At 68.9% G+C, this 14,510-nt stretch carries 15 protein-coding genes; 2 read left to right on the top strand and 13 right to left on the bottom strand.

Annotation, left to right across the window (positions count from 1 at the left end):
* Positions 1-170: 170 nt before the first annotated feature.
* Positions 171-455 (bottom strand): glutaredoxin family protein, encoded by a 285-nt coding sequence (locus AC5W7N_RS07725; RefSeq protein WP_163810220.1) that lies wholly within the window; start codon positions 453-455, stop codon positions 171-173.
* 415 nt (positions 456-870) lie between these two features.
* On the opposite strand from AC5W7N_RS07725, the gene AC5W7N_RS07720 reads away from it, so the two are divergent.
* Positions 871-1,830 carry an HAD family hydrolase gene (locus AC5W7N_RS07720; RefSeq protein WP_228807032.1) on the top strand — a complete coding sequence of 320 codons (960 nt, stop codon included), beginning with the start codon at positions 871-873 and terminating at the stop codon, positions 1,828-1,830.
* Positions 1,831-1,882: 52 nt separating this feature from the next.
* Here AC5W7N_RS07720 and AC5W7N_RS07715 read toward each other — a convergent pair whose 3' ends face one another.
* The 9 genes from AC5W7N_RS07715 to AC5W7N_RS07675 form a co-directional block, all read right to left on the bottom strand.
* Positions 1,883-2,890 (bottom strand): lysophospholipid acyltransferase family protein, encoded by a 1,008-nt coding sequence (locus tag AC5W7N_RS07715; protein ID WP_194992404.1) that lies wholly within the window; start codon positions 2,888-2,890, stop codon positions 1,883-1,885.
* The gene (locus AC5W7N_RS07710) at positions 2,887-3,963 is read right to left on the bottom strand and encodes an NAD-dependent epimerase/dehydratase family protein (RefSeq protein ID WP_194992407.1); all 1,077 of its coding nucleotides are present in this window, start codon (positions 3,961-3,963) and stop codon (positions 2,887-2,889) included. Before AC5W7N_RS07710 ends, AC5W7N_RS07715 begins: the two co-directional genes overlap by 4 nt.
* Positions 3,964-4,167: 204 nt before the next feature.
* Positions 4,168-4,269, bottom strand: a complete 102-nt coding sequence (locus AC5W7N_RS07705; protein ID WP_003402602.1) for a 30S ribosomal protein bS22 — start codon at positions 4,267-4,269, stop codon at positions 4,168-4,170.
* A 186-nt stretch (positions 4,270-4,455) separates the two neighbouring features.
* Positions 4,456-4,701 (bottom strand): helix-turn-helix domain-containing protein, encoded by a 246-nt coding sequence (locus AC5W7N_RS07700; protein WP_036540611.1) that lies wholly within the window; start codon positions 4,699-4,701, stop codon positions 4,456-4,458.
* A 145-nt stretch (positions 4,702-4,846) separates the two neighbouring features.
* Positions 4,847-5,665: a pyrroline-5-carboxylate reductase gene (gene proC, locus AC5W7N_RS07695; RefSeq protein ID WP_194992506.1), complete on the bottom strand. Its 819-nt coding sequence runs from the start codon at positions 5,663-5,665 to the stop codon at positions 4,847-4,849.
* 74 nt (positions 5,666-5,739) lie between these two features.
* A complete protein-coding gene (locus tag AC5W7N_RS07690; RefSeq protein ID WP_163810228.1) occupies positions 5,740-6,630 on the bottom strand; it encodes a thioesterase family protein in 891 nt (296 codons plus the stop codon).
* 92 nt (positions 6,631-6,722) lie between these two features.
* The gene (locus AC5W7N_RS07685) at positions 6,723-7,598 is read right to left on the bottom strand and encodes a sugar phosphate isomerase/epimerase family protein (protein WP_163810535.1); all 876 of its coding nucleotides are present in this window, start codon (positions 7,596-7,598) and stop codon (positions 6,723-6,725) included.
* A gap of 106 nt (positions 7,599-7,704) precedes the next feature.
* Positions 7,705-9,819 carry an Rv0497 family membrane protein gene (locus AC5W7N_RS07680; RefSeq protein ID WP_495923446.1) on the bottom strand — a complete coding sequence of 705 codons (2,115 nt, stop codon included), beginning with the start codon at positions 9,817-9,819 and terminating at the stop codon, positions 7,705-7,707.
* A complete protein-coding gene (locus AC5W7N_RS07675; protein ID WP_194989264.1) occupies positions 9,816-10,847 on the bottom strand; it encodes a Ppx/GppA family phosphatase in 1,032 nt (343 codons plus the stop codon). Before AC5W7N_RS07675 ends, AC5W7N_RS07680 begins: the two co-directional genes overlap by 4 nt.
* Positions 10,848-11,001: 154 nt before the next feature.
* Between AC5W7N_RS07675 and AC5W7N_RS07670 the strand changes: the two genes are divergently transcribed.
* A complete protein-coding gene (locus AC5W7N_RS07670) occupies positions 11,002-11,829 on the top strand; it encodes a DUF3109 family protein (RefSeq protein ID WP_495924053.1) in 828 nt (275 codons plus the stop codon).
* A 185-nt stretch (positions 11,830-12,014) separates the two neighbouring features.
* Here AC5W7N_RS07670 and AC5W7N_RS07665 read toward each other — a convergent pair whose 3' ends face one another.
* The 3 genes from AC5W7N_RS07665 to AC5W7N_RS07655 all read right to left on the bottom strand — a co-directional run bounded on the left by AC5W7N_RS07665 (position 12,015) and on the right by AC5W7N_RS07655 (position 14,471).
* The gene (locus AC5W7N_RS07665; protein ID WP_014353185.1) at positions 12,015-12,704 is read right to left on the bottom strand and encodes a response regulator; all 690 of its coding nucleotides are present in this window, start codon (positions 12,702-12,704) and stop codon (positions 12,015-12,017) included.
* Complete coding sequence (locus AC5W7N_RS07660; RefSeq protein ID WP_163810234.1) at positions 12,701-13,936, bottom strand: sensor histidine kinase; 1,236 nt, start codon at positions 13,934-13,936, stop codon at positions 12,701-12,703. Before AC5W7N_RS07660 ends, AC5W7N_RS07665 begins: the two co-directional genes overlap by 4 nt.
* 142 nt (positions 13,937-14,078) lie before the next feature.
* Positions 14,079-14,471: a winged helix-turn-helix transcriptional regulator gene (locus AC5W7N_RS07655; protein WP_280213306.1), complete on the bottom strand. Its 393-nt coding sequence runs from the start codon at positions 14,469-14,471 to the stop codon at positions 14,079-14,081.
* Between the last annotated feature and the right edge of the window lie 39 nt (positions 14,472-14,510).

The raw sequence follows: 14,510 nt of genomic DNA, 5'->3' as shown, positions 1-14,510 counted from the left end.
GATTCACCGCGCGCCGGCACACTCGAGAACGCTGCTCGAGAACGCTCTCGAGAATCCTCGGCCCGCGGGTCGCGTGCCACCACCGTAACCGCTTGTGAAGCCCTGCACAAAGTCGGTGAAATTGGCCTCATTTTCCCCCGCGACCAGCGCAGCGCCGCTCGGCGCGCCGATCATCGGCTCAGGTCGGCTCGCAATCGGGGTTCGTCGACGTCGAAATAGCTGTGCTCACGACCGTTGAGCAGCACCACAGGAAGCCGGTCGCCGTATTCCGCGCGCAGGCCAGGGTCGGTGGCGGCGGCTTCGTCGACGTCGATGGTGCCGACCTGCACCCCGTAATCGGCGCAGATGGTCCGCAACTGTTCGAGTGCGATGGCACACATTCCGCAGCCGGCCCTGGTCAGCAGGGTGACCGACGGCGGCGCGCCGGATCCGGCACTTTCTGTGGGATTGGTCATGAAGGTTATTAAATCCCCTCGCCACGCCAGTGCGACTGCGCACGGTCCTGGGGTCATGAGGGCGGAATCCGGTTACTGTTGGACGTGGCTTGCGCCTGGCAGGTCACGGCCGGGCGGCGGTGGAATGTGCCACCACGCAGGCCCCCGGTCAGGCGCGAACCGACACAGCGGTCGAGCGACGGGCCCGGAGGCGGCACCTTGCGTAACCACGTAGGGGCCCCGGGAGACCGCCGGATCGACACAGCGGTCGAGCGACGGACCCGGAGGCAGCAGCTTGCGTAACCACGTAGGGGCCCCGGGAGACCGCCGGACTGACACAGCGCGACGGGCGGAGGTACTGGTGCCGGAACGATCGAGGGTGGCGAGGACCGGATTCATCGCGGGGCGGTTCGGCGAGTTTCCGGCGCGGTGGAATCTGGGCCCGCTGGGCCAGGGCCTCACCGATCAGCTCGCCCGCATCTCCCGCAGCCCGTTCGGCCCGAGCGAAGAGGAACTGCGGGCCAACCTGGCGGGTGAGGCCAGCGCCGACGCCGCGCTGGCGCTGCACGACGCGGAATTGGCCTCGGCCGCCGACGAGGAGACCGGTGGACCGGAGGTTCCGCGCGATCTCACCGCGGCGGCGTTTTTCGATGTCGACAACACCATGGTGCAGGGCGCATCGATCGTGCATTTCGCGCGCGGACTGGCCGCTCGCAAATACTTCAAGACCTCGGATCTGGTCGATATCGCCTGGAAACAGGTCAAATTCCGGGTGACCGGCAAAGAAAACAGCACCGATATGGCCTCGGGCAAGGAAAAGGCGCTCGAATTCATCGCCGGCCGTTCCACCGCCGAACTGGCCGCACTCGGTGAGGAGATCTACGACGAGATCATCGCCGACAAGATCTGGCCGGGCACCAGGGCGCTGGCGCAGATGCATCTGGACGCGGGTCAGCAGGTGTGGCTGGTCACCGCGACGCCGGTGGAGCTGGCACAGGTGATCGCCAAGCGGCTCGGGCTCACCGGCGCGCTCGGCACGGTGGCCGAGAGTGTGGACGGCAAGTTCACCGGCCGCCTGGTCGGTGACATCCTGCACGGGCTCGGCAAGGCGCACGCGGTGCGCACCCTCGCCATCCGCGAGGGCCTCAACCTCAAGCGCTGCACCGCCTATTCCGACAGCCACAACGACGTGCCGATGCTGTCGCTGGTGGGCACCGCGGTGGCGATCAACCCGGATTCGGATCTGCGTGAGGTCGCCAAGAACCGCGGCTGGGAGATCCGCGATTTCCGCACCGGACGCAAGGCCGCCAAGATCGGCGTGCCCACGGCGCTTGCGCTCGGGGCGGCCGGTGGTGCGGTGGCGGCGGCCATCACCCGGCGGCGCGAGCTGCACTGACGCCGTCGCGATCCGAACCGCACCGGCAGCAGCGCCGGTAGCGCGGCCCGCGCTACCCCGTGAACGGGTTGCGCCGCTTGGTGAGCAGCTTGTACAGGGTCTGCTGGATGGTTTCGCGAACCTGGTCGGTGACCTCGAACATCGTCATCGGATCGTCGGCGGCCTCTGGCTCGTATTCGGTGGTGGCGATGGGCTTGCCGAATTCGATGTACCACTTCGAGGGCAGCGGCATCGCGCCGAGCAGGCCGAGGTGCGGGAACAGCGGCGTCACCGGGAAGTAGGGCAGCCCGAGCAGACGCGCCAGCGGCTTGATATCGGCCAGCTTGGGGTAGATCTCCTCGGATCCGACGATCGAGCACGGAATGATCGGCACACCGGTGCGCACGGCGGCGGCCACGAATCCGCCGCGGCCGAAGCGTTGCAGCTTGTACCGGTCGGCGTATTTCTTGCCGACGCCCTTGAACCCTTCGGGGAACACGCCCGTCAGTTCACCGGTGCGCAGCAGCCGCTCGGCGTCGGGACGGCAGGCCAGGGTGTGCCCGGCCTTGCGGGCCAGCACGCCGAGCACCGGCGTCTCGAAGACCAGATCGGCCGCGAGTAGGCGTAGCGCGCGCTGCTTCGGGTGATGGTCGTGGATGGCGAGCTGGAGCATCAGCCCGTCCAGCGGCACCGTGCCGGCGTGGTTGGACACGATCAGCGCGCCGCCCACCTCCGGGATGTTCTCCATGCCGCTGACCTGCACCCGGAACCAGAAGTCCGACAGCGGGCGCAGCGCGGGCAGGATCACCGATTCGAGCAGATGCTCATCGAAACCGAATTCGTCGACCTGATAGTCGCCGGTGAGCCTGCGGCGGGCGAATTCGGCGGTCTTGCTGATCTGCTTGCCGAGCGCACCGCGCATCAGCTCCGCCAGCGATTGCGGTGCGGCCGGCGCGGCGGCCAGCCGATCGGTCAGCGACGTCACGGTGGGCACCGGAGTGCTCCACTCCCGTGGCGTGGGCCGTGGCCGTGGTTCCACGGCGAGGTCGTGCAGCTGGATCACTTTCGCTACATCGTTCATGTATGTGCTCCCGTACCGGCCCCTACCAGGCCGAGCAGTTTGTGTTCCGCGGCATCGATCCACGAGGGATCGACGACGGGCCGCAGCGCTGCGCCCCCGATGAAGTCGTCGAACGCCTGTACCGTCGTCCACCGCGGCTCGAATCCGAGCTCGGTGCGCATACGAGTGGTGTCCAGGCCACAACCGAAATGGAAGTAGTCGAGCTGTTCGGCGCTGAAATCGCGCATCACCGGACCCATCAGGGAGCGGCCGATGGTGCGGAACAGCGCCCACGGGACCGGCATGGCGACCCGGCCCGCACGGCGAACTGCTTGTGACAGAGCCAAGGCTCCATCGCCTGCGATGTTGAACGTACCTCCGGGTGCACCCAGCGCTGCGTGCACCAAGGCGGCGACCGCGTCTTCTTCGTGCAACAACTGCATCCGTGCGTCGCGGCCGAGCACCGTCGGTGTCAGCGGCGAACGCAGGAACTGGGCGCCACGCCCCGCCAGTCCAGGCCCGACGATGGGCGCGAAGCGCAGAATCGGCGCGGCGATATCGGGACGACGTCTCGCCAGCCCGCGCACGAATCCTTCGATTTCGATCATGTCGCGCGCGAACGCGCCGCTCGGCGGGGTGCGGGCACCCATTTCCTCGGTGAACTTCGCCGGGTCCTTGGCGCTTCCGCCATAGACCGCCGACGACGAACGCAGCACCACCCGCCGCACCGCCGGCGCTTTCTGGCACACCGCGAACAACTGCATCGCGCCGAGCACGTTGAGGTCTTTCATCGCCGCACGACTGCCACCGGCCGGCGGATGCGAGAGCACCGCGGCATGCACGACGGTGTCGACGTCGTTGCCCGCGATCACCTTGCGGATCAATGGATTACGGATATCGGCGCGGATGAATTCGGCACGCCCCATCCGACGGCGCAGCTCGGGGCTCGGGGTCAGCGAATCCACGGCGATGACGCGCGCGATCCGCTCGTCCTGAGCCAGCCGGGAGACCACATTGCCGCCGAAGAACCTGGCCGCGCCGGTCACCATCACCACGTCGGGCAATCGTGCGCCCCTACTAGCCTCAACGTCCATACGCACCGGGCCGTCCCACCTTCGAGCCCCCTCGGATTTATTCCCGTTCCAGACTAACTGCTGCCGTACCCTCCGCCGCGAGATTTAACCGCCTTCTAACGATGACTTCAGTCACCGGAAACACGCCAGGTTTCAAATCTTTGTATTTCAAAATGAAAGACCCGCCACCTGATCGGTGACGGGTCCTTCTGCTGTCATCAGCGCTTACTTGCCGAGTTTGCGCCGCTGCACGCGGGTACGACGAAGCAGCTTGCGGTGCTTCTTCTTCGACATGCGCTTACGGCGCTTCTTGATCACAGAACCCATAGGGTGTTCCTCGCGTTCTCTCTACTCGGCGCGCACGCACTCACGTACGCCAACTGTCCGGTCGCTCGGCAAGCCTCACTCCCAATGTTCGCGCCACCTCGGCCAACGAACATGCGGTAGCCCCGGTGCGTGAACACGAACCGAGGGTCCATCGTACCGGCCCGGGCACAAGCGCCGGTAATCGACTCATCCCGCGTCGAAGTAGGACGTCTCGAGGTATTCGTGCACCGCTTTCGCGTGCACCCGGAACGACCGGCCGACGCGCACCGCGGGTAGCTCTCCCGAGTGCACCAGCCGATACACCGTCATTTTCGACACCCGCATCAGATTCGCGACCTCGGCGACGGTGAGGAACTGCGTTCCTCCGCCGAGCACGGGTTGTCCCTGTGGCGAACCGCCACCACTTGGAGACATCTTGTTCGAAGACATCATCGCACCACTGACCTCCGGCACGTCCGCGCCGCTGGCTTCCCCACCGGCGGAACAGACACGCACGTGCTCCTTGAAGCTTAGCGGGACCAGTGGGATTGCTGCGACGGGTGTGAGAAATCAGCCGATATTGCGCGTCGACCGGCGGCTACTCGGCGGCCACACCCTGTTCCACCGACCGTTGCTTGGCCGCGTGCAGCGCTTCCAGGAACGCCGAACGCACGCCGCCGCGCTCCAGCTCGCGCAAGGCGGCCGCGGTGGTGCCCGCGGGCGAGGTCACCGCGGCGCGCAGATCCGCCGCCTGCTGGCCGGATTCCTCTAGCAGCGCGGCGGAACCGATCATGGTCTGCACGACCAGCTGGGTGGCCACATCGCGGGTCAGGCCGAGCCCGACGCCTGCGTCGACCATGGCCTCGACCACGAGGAAGAAGTACGCGGGCCCGGAACCGGATACGGCGGTCACCGCGTCCATCTGAGTTTCCGGCACGACCACCACCTTGCCGACGGCGCCGAGCACCTCGGAGACCAGCTCGAGCTGATCGGCCTTGGCGTAGCGACCCGGCGCGAGCACACTCATGCCCTGCCCGACCAGCATCGGCGTATTCGGCATCACCCGCACCACCGGGAAACCGGCGGGCAACTTGTTCTCCAGCCGAGCCGTCGGCACTCCGGCGGCCAGCGAGACCAGCACCTGATCGCGATCGCCGCCGAGTTCGGCCTTGCCCAGATCGGTGAGAACCGCGTCGACATCGCCGGGTTTCACCGCGATCACCAGCAGGTCGGCGCCGACGGCGGCATCGGTCACCGAATCGGTGATCCGGATGCCGAACCGGTCCGCGAGCATCTCGCCGCGATCCGGGTGGGTCTCCACGACCACCAGATCCTTGACGGCCCGTCCGGATTCGAGCAAACCCGCGATCAACGCTTCGCCGATGCGCCCGCCACCGATCACAGCAATTCTGGTCATGAGCCATAAGGCTAGACGGCCGACAGTCCGCACTGCCAACAGTCGTGAACTCGCCCGGCCGGGGGCGGCCGCTGTCAGCGCGGGACGGGCATCAACGCCAGCTGACGGCTCTGTGCGACGACGGCGCCGGTGGAGTCGATGACGAGCTGATCCTCGTCGAACATCCGCCCGCCCACCTCGTGCGTGGTGGCGATGATGCGCAGCCAGCCGGGGGCGGGCCTGCGCCGCAGGTAGGTGGTCATCTGCACGGTCGGCGCCCAGCCGAAGCTGCCGAGGTTCGCCGGCACCGGCGGGCTCATATCGGCGGCCATCATGGCGAAGTACATCGACACGTCCGGATCGTTCTGGTCACCGGCACGCGGGCGCATCCACAGGCGTAGCCGGGGAACTCCCGTTTCGCCGGCCAGGAAGCGCGCCCACTCGGAGTCGATGCACAGATCGGCGCCCTGCGCGACGTGCACGATCTGGCCCATCGGCGAGTCGGGGTCGTAGGCGAGCGCGGTGGCGCCGGGTTCGACGGGCATATCGGTATGCGACGGTGCGTAGGCGGGCGGGGTCTCGGCGTCGTCGAGATGGCCGAAGGTGAAGGCGGTGCGCACCATGGCCTTTCCGCCCTGGCTCAGCGTGGCGTCGAGCAGACAGATCTGGCGGCCGACCTTGCGCACGCTCACCTCGTACTCGACCGCGCCGGGTTCCGGTGCGCCGAGGAAGTCCGAGCTCGCGGCGATGGGCGCCATGGCGGTGCGCTCGGGATCGACGGTGCGCAGCCAGGTGGTCGCGGCGGCCGCCGAGGCGGCGACCATGGTGCCGCCGTGCACCTTGGGGCCGATGGTCCAGATCGGATCGATGGTGCCCGCGTAGCGTCCGGTGGCCGCGTCGGTGGTGGTGAGCTCGGTGAGGGCGCACACCTGGCCGAAGGGGGCGGCGGTGGCCTGATCGGGGTCGGCGGTCAGCTCCGTCGTCATCGTCACTCCTGTCGTTCGGCCAACTCGTTCGTACAGCGTACAAGTCGGGCTGGGCGGGTCGATATTCCCGGGTGGGTGACCGCGCGGACCGATCAGGCGGATCCGCTGCGCGGCGGCTGCGGCGCCGGCGCCGGGGTGAGCCCGTTGAGATGCTCACGGGCGAAGGCGAGCGTCCGGGAGAGCATGGCCGCGCGATCGGCGGTGGTGCGCGCGTTCTGGGTATTGATCTCGGCGACGGCGTGACCGGAGAACCCGGACCGCACCAGCGCCGCGCACACCTCCACACACGGCTGGGAGCCGTCGCCGGGGACCAAATGCTCGTCGTGCGCCGCGCCGCGTCCGTCGGCCAGATGCAGATGCGCCAGGCCCGCACCCATCCGCGCGGCCAGCGCCAGCGGATCGGCCCCTGCGGTCGCGGTATGCGACAGATCGAGGGTGTAGTGCGCGAAGCCGGTATCGGTCGGATCGTAGGAGGGGCTGAACGCCGTCAGCGCCAAGCCCGGCCCGCCGCGGCGCTCCAGCCGCTTGGCGGCCCCACCGCGACGGCCGAACAACGTATCGGCGCGCATCGGGAACATGTTCTCCACCGCGACCACCACGGAACTGTCGGCTTCCAGCTCGGCCACCTGGGCGGCGAAGTTCTCCGCGTAGCGGCGCTGCCAGCGGAACGGCGGATGCACCACAACGGTGTCGGCACCGAGCGCTTCGGCAGTGCGGACACTGCGCTCGAGCTTGGCGACCGGATCGGAGCCCCACACCCGTTGCGAGATGAGCAGGCATGGTGCGTGCACCGCAAGCACCGGGACCGCGTACTTGCGGGCGTAGGACTGCACGATCGCGATGCTCTGGCTGGCCGGCTCGGCCCACACCATCAATTCGATGCCGTCATAACCCAATTCGGCGGCATACCGGAACGCCGACTCGGTGTTCTGCGGGTACACCGACGCCGTGGACAAGCCGACACAGATCCGGCCGCGCTCGGGCGAGGCAGCCGGCTCCCCCGCCGCGCTCGCGTGGCCCGGCTCCACCCTGGTCTCGTCCGCCTGCCCGATGTTCCCCACAGCCGCTCCCTACTCAGTTCGTACTGAGAAGAAAGGCTAGCGGTCCGAGCGTCACAAAGATGCCGACCACGACAGCGATCACAGTGCTGAGGATGTCGTCGGTGCGACGCAGGATGCGCACCAGCGCCACCAGACCGAGGATGACGACCATGGCCAGCGCCAGCGCCACCCACGGCAGCATCTCCCACATCCGCTCGAAACCCTTGAACAGCAACATGCCCGCGACCGCCGCGCCCGCGCTCTGACCGCCGAGGATCATCCACTGCCGCTTGTTCGCCTCGTATTCGGCCTTGCGGGCGCTACGGGAGCCGCGCGTGCCCGATGCGGCGGCGCCCGACGCCAGTGCGGCGCTGGTGCCCGCGGCCGGTTTCTTGCTCAGTGCGGCCGCTTTGGCGCCGGCGAGCGAGGTCACCTTGCCGAGCGCACCGGATTTGCCGAGCGCGCCGGCCTTGCGGCGCAGCGATGACGAGGTGCGGCTCAGTGCGGCGGTGCGGCGCCCCCAGGATGATTCTCCTGGCTCGTCGTCGTCGAACTCGTCATCGAGTTCGTCGTCGAGCAGCTCGTCCTCGTCGTAGAAATCCTCGGCGTCATCGTCGAGATCGGCGTCCGCCGCCACCGGGGCATAGACATCGGTGCGCTGATCGTCGGGTTCGACGATCTCCGCCGGTTCCGGCCGGGAGGCGCCGCGCCCGGATCGGCCACGGCCCTTGCGGCCGGCTTCGGCGCGCTCGGCGCCGTCCCGCAGCAGATCGCCGGCCACGGTCTGGCCCGAGAGCAGTTGCTGATCCTGGTTGGCCAGCGACCACGCAGCCGTCGGGATGCCGCCGGTCTCGGGGCCGCCCGAACCGGAACGATGCCGTCGCGCCGACCAGGCGGGCAGGCCGTTCTCGCCCTGCGCCTCGCGCCGACGCGGCAGTTCGGGGCGGGTGTCGCGGGCGGGTGGCTCCGGCGCCGCGGTGGGACCGGGTGCGAAACCTTTGATGGTGGGTGACCAGGCGGCGGTCGCCGGGCCCTGGTCCTGCGCGGGCTGCGGGCCCGGCGCGTAGCCGTTGTCCTTGGGCGGGGTCCAGGCCGGGATCGCCGGTCCCGGCTCGGTACGCGTGGGCGCGAACCCGTTGACGGGCGGCGGCGTCCAGGCGGCGGTGGCCGGGCCCGGATCCGCGAGCCCGGGCGGGGCCGGCGGGCCGACCTGCTCGACGGGCTGCCAGGACGCCCGCGGGGTGGGGCCGTAGCCGTTGGTCGGCGGGGTCCAGGCCGCGGCGGCCGGGCTGGCGTCGGCGCGGGCGGCTCTGGCTTCGGCGACCTTGGCCTGCGCGGCGGCTTCGGCTTCGGCGGCCGCCCTGGCCTGGGCCTCGGCGGCGGCCTGCGCTTCGGCGGCGGCCTGGGCCTCGGCAGCCTCGGCGGCCCGGCGGCGGGCGGCCCGGCCACTCACGGAGCTGTCGCGACCACCGGGGGCCGCGGGGGCGGGCTGCCAGCCACGACGCACCGGATCGGTGGCGTGGCCGTTGGGTGCCTGGGGCTCGGCGTCGTACTCGTCGTCGGGATCGGCGCGCCGACGGCGACGTCCGGTGCGCCCGGAACCGAGAGCCTCGGCGACGACCGGCGATGGCGTCTCGACTCCGGTGCCGTCCTCCGACCCCGGCGCGCTGTGGCGTGAGCGGCGACGTTCGCGCGGCTCGGTATCGGCGTCACCGGCGAGCGGATCGAAGCGGGTGATCGGGCCCGACATCGGCGAGTACACCGGCTCGGGCTCAGGGGCGTGCGGAGCAGGCGGTTCATAAGCGGGAGCGAGGAATTGGGTCGCCGACGAAGCAGACCCGTAGCCGTTCACCCCGTGCGAACCGTTCACACCGTTCGACCCGGCCGAACCGTTCGTGCCCACGCCGTAGGCGCCGTGCGAGCCGTTGACGCCTTCGGCCGCAGCCGGCGCTGGTGCCTCGTCATCGTCGTCGGGCGCCGAGTGCGCGGATCGTCCGCCGTCGATCACCGGAAGATCGCCGGTCAGTTCGGCGACCGAGAGCCCGCGTCCGGAGCGACGGCGCCGGCCCCCGCCCGACGAGGCCGCTCCCTGCTGGCCGTTGCGGGCCAGCAGTTCGGCGACCGACAGCTGTTTGGATTCCTCACTCATGAAGGCACCGTTTCGATCGGGCCCGCCGACGCGGCGCTGCCGGGCGAGGCAGCGCTGACGCCGGCTGCCGTGCCCGGTGTGCCTGTGACAAGGGGTCCACCGTTCATATCGGTATCCAGTTTGCGCAGGATCAGTCCCTCCCGCAGCGCCCACGGACAAATTTCGATGCTATCCAGCGATAGAGCCCGCATACTCGCCTCCGCGACCAATGCACCGGCCACCAGTTGCTGGGACCGGTCCGCACTCACGCCCTCCAGCTCCGCCCGGTCCGAGGCGGTCATCCTGGAGATGAAACCGATCAGTTGACGAAGACCTGAGCTGGTGAGTGTACGTCGAACCCGGGGGCCCGCGCCCGAGGGCGCCGCTCCGGTGAGCCGCGCCAGCGAACGGAAGGTCTTGGAGGTGCCGACGGCCAGATCCGGTGCGCCCGCATCGATCACCTGTTTGGCGGGGGCCACCAGTTCCGCGTCCAGCCAGTCGCGCAGCACCGCGACCCGGCGCTTACCCGGCGGATCCTCGTGCAGCCATTCCCTGGTCAGCCGGCCGGCGCCGAGTTGCAGCGACAGCGCCACATCCGGGTCTTCATCGGCGCCGTTGGTGATCTCCAGCGAGCCGCCACCGATATCGAGATTCAGGATGCGGCCTGCGCTCCAGCCGTACCAGCGGCGCACCGCGAGAAACGTCAGCCGGGCCTCGTCCTCGCCGGACAGCACCTTCAGATCGACGCCTGCCTCGGCGCGTACCCGCGCGAGCACCTCGTCGGAATTGGTGGCATCGCGCACGGCCGAGGTGGCGAACGGCATCAGCTCCACGCAGCGCGAGGTCTGGGCGATGCTGGCGAATTCCTTGACCGTCGCGATCAGCCGCTGCGCGCCGGCGGGGGTGAGTTTTCCCTCGTCATCCATGTTTTCCGAGAGCCGCAACGTCGCTTTCGTCGAGCTCATCGGCATCGGATGGCCACCCCGATGCGCGTCCACCACCAACAGGTGAACGGTATTGCTTCCCACATCGAGTACCCCGAGACGCACATGAACACGGTACTCGCGACCGGGCGCGCGGACCTGATGCGGTCGACGACGACGGATGCGAGCTTCAGCTCAGGCGACCGAACTGTTAGCGTCGACAGGTGTGACGGCAGGCGCAGCGGCATCCGGCCAGACCCGGCCGCGACCAGCGGGAAAGATGGACCCGACTCCGGAAGTCGACCTCGATTTCCCGCGTGAATGGATCGAATTCGTCGATCCGGCAAACGACGAGCATCTCATCGTCGCCGACCTCACCTGGCTGCTGTCGCGCTGGACGTGCGTCTTCGGCACGCCCGCCTGTCAAGGCATCCTCGACGACCGCCCCGATGACGGCTGCTGCTCGCACGGCGCCTTCCTCGCCGACACCGACGACCGCAAACGCCTGCAAAGAGCTGTGAAAATGCTCACACCCGAGGATTGGCAGCTCATGGACCAGGCCCGCAATGCCGAGGGCAAGGTCAGCAAGAAGGGTTATCTGGAGCTCGACGAGCTCGAGGACGAGCCCGCCCTGCGCACCCGCCGCTACGACGGCGCCTGCATTTTCCTCAACCGTCCCGGTTTCGCGGGCGGGGTCGGCTGCGCGCTGCACACCATGGCATTGCGGCGCGGGATCGAACCGCTCGAGGTCAAGCCGGACGTGTGCTGGCAACTGCCGATCCGGCGCACCCAGGACTGGGTGGACCGCCCCGACGGCGTGCAGATCCTGCGCACCGTGATCACCGAATACGACCGGCGCGGCTGGGGTCCCGGCGGCCTCGATCTGCACTGGTACTGCTCCGGATCACCGGACGCCCATGTGGGCGCGCGCCCGGTGTGGCAGTCATATGGCCCCGAGCTCACCGAACTGCTCGGCAAGCCGGCCTACGACGAGCTGGCCAGGCATTGCAAGCGCCGGGAGGGGCTCGAGCTGATCGCCGTGCATCCGGCGACGGTGCACGCCGACCGCATACGTGAGCAGGCCGAAGCGGCCGAGCAGTCCGCGTAGGCCCACCCGCCGCCGTCACGAGCCCCGGCACGCCCCGCCACCGCGCTCGGCTTACTACCGCCCGCACTTTCCTACAGGGCAGCACGACGCGACTCGGCGACGTCCGGCTCAGCCCTGCCGGCCGGCCTCGGGCAGCCGGGCCGGGCGATCGTGCGAGGCGGGCGTCCGCGCGGCTGCCGCCGAGATCAGGCCTCGAGCTTGTACCCGAGCCCGCGCACGGTCACCAGGTGCTCCGGCCGCGCCGGATCGGCTTCGATCTTCGAACGCAACCGCTTGACGTGCACGTCGAGGGTTTTGGTGTCGCCGACGTAGTCCGCGCCCCAGACCCGGTCGATGAGCTGGCCACGGGTGAGCACCCGGCCGGAATTGCGCAGCAGGTATTCGAGCAGGTCGAACTCCTTGAGCGGCAATGTCACCGGCTTGCCGTTCACCAGCACGGTGTGCCGGTCGACGTCCATGCGCACCGGTCCGGCCTCGAGCACGCCGTTCTCGCTGCCGCCGTCGAGTTCGTCGCCCGCGCCGCGGCGCAGCACGGCGCGGATGCGGGCGATGAGCTCGCGCGCCGAGTACGGCTTGGTGACGTAGTCGTCGGCGCCCAGTTCCAGGCCGACGACCTTGTCGATTTCGCTGTCGCGGGCGGTGACCATGATCACCGGCACGCCGCTGCGGGTGCGCAGCTGCTTGCACACGTCGGTACCGCTCATACCGGGCAGCATCAGGTCGAGCAGCACGATGTCGGCACCGGACCGGTCGAACTCGGCGAGCGCGGACGGGCCGTCACCCACGACGGTGACCTCGAAACCTTCCTTCTTCAGCAGGAAGGCGAGCGGGTCGGCCAGCGACTCCTCATCCTCGACGATCAACACACTCGTCATCTGCGTGCCTCCACACCATTGGTTCGGCCCGGCACCGTCGGGCGCGGGCTGGTTTCCTTCTTGCTCATCACCACGCCGCCGGCCTCTTCCTCGCCGTCGGTTTCGTGATGTGCCGGTATACGCAGGGTGAAAGTCGAGCCGGTGCCCAACTTGCTCCACAGCGTGATCTCACCGTTGTGGTTGGCGGCCACGTGTTTGACGATAGCCAGCCCGAGGCCGGTGCCGCCGGTCGAGCGCGAACGCGCCTTGTCCGAGCGGAAGAAGCGTTCGAACACCCGCTCTTGATCTTCCTTGGCGATGCCGATACCGCGATCGGTGACCGCCATGGCGACGTGATCCCCGCGCAGCGACCGGCTCACCGAGACGTGCGATCCGGCCGGCGAGTACGCGATGGCGTTCTCCACCAGATTCGACAGCGCAGTGACCAGCAGTGTCTCGTCGCCGAGCACCTCTAGCCCGCTGGGCCGGTCGGTGCTGACGGTGATGCCCGCGGCTTCGGCGGTGGTGCGGGAGCGGTCCACCGCCTGCATCACCACGGTGTCGACGTCGACCACTTCCAGTTGCGGCAGCTTCTCCGCGCCTTGCAGCCGGGACAGGGCGATCAGTTCGGTGACCATCTTGCCGAGCCTGCGCGATTCGCCGAGCACGCGTTCGCCGAAGTGGCGCACGGCGTCGGGATCGTCGGCCGATTCCAGCAGCGCCTCGGCCAGCAGGCTCATCGCGCCGACCGGCGTCTTGAGCTCGTGGCTGACGTTGGCGACGAAATCGCGGCGGGTGGCTTCCATGCGCGCCTGTTCGGAATCGTCGTCGGCGAACAGGACGGTGAAGTTGGTTTCCTCGCGTGAGAGCGGCCTGGCCACGCCGCGCACCGCGATGCGGCTGCGGCCGGGCACCGGGTTCTTGGCGGTCAGGTCGAACTCCGCGGATTCGCCGCTGGCCAGCACCTTCTCCACGGCCGCCCAGGCGCGTTCGTCGAGCAGCCGGTTGCGGACCAGGCCGAGTTCCTCGGCGCGCGGGTTGACCAGCACGACGTCGCGGTATTCGTCGACGACCGCGATCCCGCTCTCCGAAGCCAGCACGATCAGGTCGAGCACCTGCGACATCGTGAGCCCGGATTCGGCCTGTCTGCGCGCGGCCTGCCTGGCGTTCATATACGGGATGAGCAGTCCACCGATCGCCAGTCCGACGACAGCCGCGACGACTGCCAGCAACACGGCCTGGGGAACACTCACATCTAGAATCGTACGGTCGCCGGATGCGGCCGCGACGCCAGGTCCGCGAAGTTTCACGCAGGTCACAGGTGCTTATGGCGACGTTAGCCAGGCGTTCACTTGTTGTTCGGCCAAAGTGTGGCGTAAGCGGGCAACACCGTGGTTACGGCGTGTCGTGCAGGGCGGCGTTGACCGCGGCACCGTGTGTCTCGACCCACGCGCCCAGGGCGTAGATCGGGACGAGCAGATCTCGGCCCGCTTCGGTGAGCACATAGTCGACCCGCGGCGGCGCCGTCGGATAACTGCGTCGCTCCACCAGCGTCATCCGCTCCATCCGGCGCAGGGTCTGGGTCAGCATCTTCTGGCTGATGCCGCCGATCGCCGCCCGCAGATCGCGCGGACGCATCGGCCCGTCGCGCAGCATGTACACCACGACCGGAAGCCACGAATTGCCGAACAGGTCCACGCCCATGCGGGCCGGGCAGTCCGATTCGAAATCGCCGTACGGGGCGAACTCCACCTGCACGTCCTCCAGAGTGCCACCGCCGTCGGGCACCCGGAGGTGCCTATCGGAATACCTACCGTCGGGGGCGAC

Source organism: Nocardia sp. CDC519 (assembly GCF_059509835.1).
Note: the sequence above shows the minus strand (reverse complement) of the source record. Positions and strands in the feature narration are given on the sequence as shown.

Excerpts from the sequence above, each read along its gene's own strand:
- AC5W7N_RS07725 (WP_163810220.1), bottom strand. The coding sequence starts at position 455 with ATGACCAATCCCACAGAAAGTGCCGGATCCGGCGCGCCGCCGTCGGTC.
- AC5W7N_RS07715 (WP_194992404.1), bottom strand. The coding sequence starts at position 2,890 with ATGAACGATGTAGCGAAAGTGATCCAGCTGCACGACCTCGCCGTGGAA.
- AC5W7N_RS07710 (WP_194992407.1), bottom strand. The coding sequence starts at position 3,963 with ATGGACGTTGAGGCTAGTAGGGGCGCACGATTGCCCGACGTGGTGATG.
- AC5W7N_RS07705 (WP_003402602.1), bottom strand. The coding sequence starts at position 4,269 with ATGGGTTCTGTGATCAAGAAGCGCCGTAAGCGCATGTCGAAGAAGAAG.
- AC5W7N_RS07700 (WP_036540611.1), bottom strand. The coding sequence starts at position 4,701 with ATGATGTCTTCGAACAAGATGTCTCCAAGTGGTGGCGGTTCGCCACAG.
- proC (WP_194992506.1), bottom strand. The coding sequence starts at position 5,665 with ATGACCAGAATTGCTGTGATCGGTGGCGGGCGCATCGGCGAAGCGTTG.
- AC5W7N_RS07690 (WP_163810228.1), bottom strand. The coding sequence starts at position 6,630 with ATGACGACGGAGCTGACCGCCGACCCCGATCAGGCCACCGCCGCCCCC.
- AC5W7N_RS07680 (WP_495923446.1), bottom strand. The coding sequence starts at position 9,819 with ATGAGTGAGGAATCCAAACAGCTGTCGGTCGCCGAACTGCTGGCCCGC.
- AC5W7N_RS07670 (WP_495924053.1), top strand. The coding sequence starts at position 11,002 with ATGGACCCGACTCCGGAAGTCGACCTCGATTTCCCGCGTGAATGGATC.
- AC5W7N_RS07665 (WP_014353185.1), bottom strand. The coding sequence starts at position 12,704 with ATGACGAGTGTGTTGATCGTCGAGGATGAGGAGTCGCTGGCCGACCCG.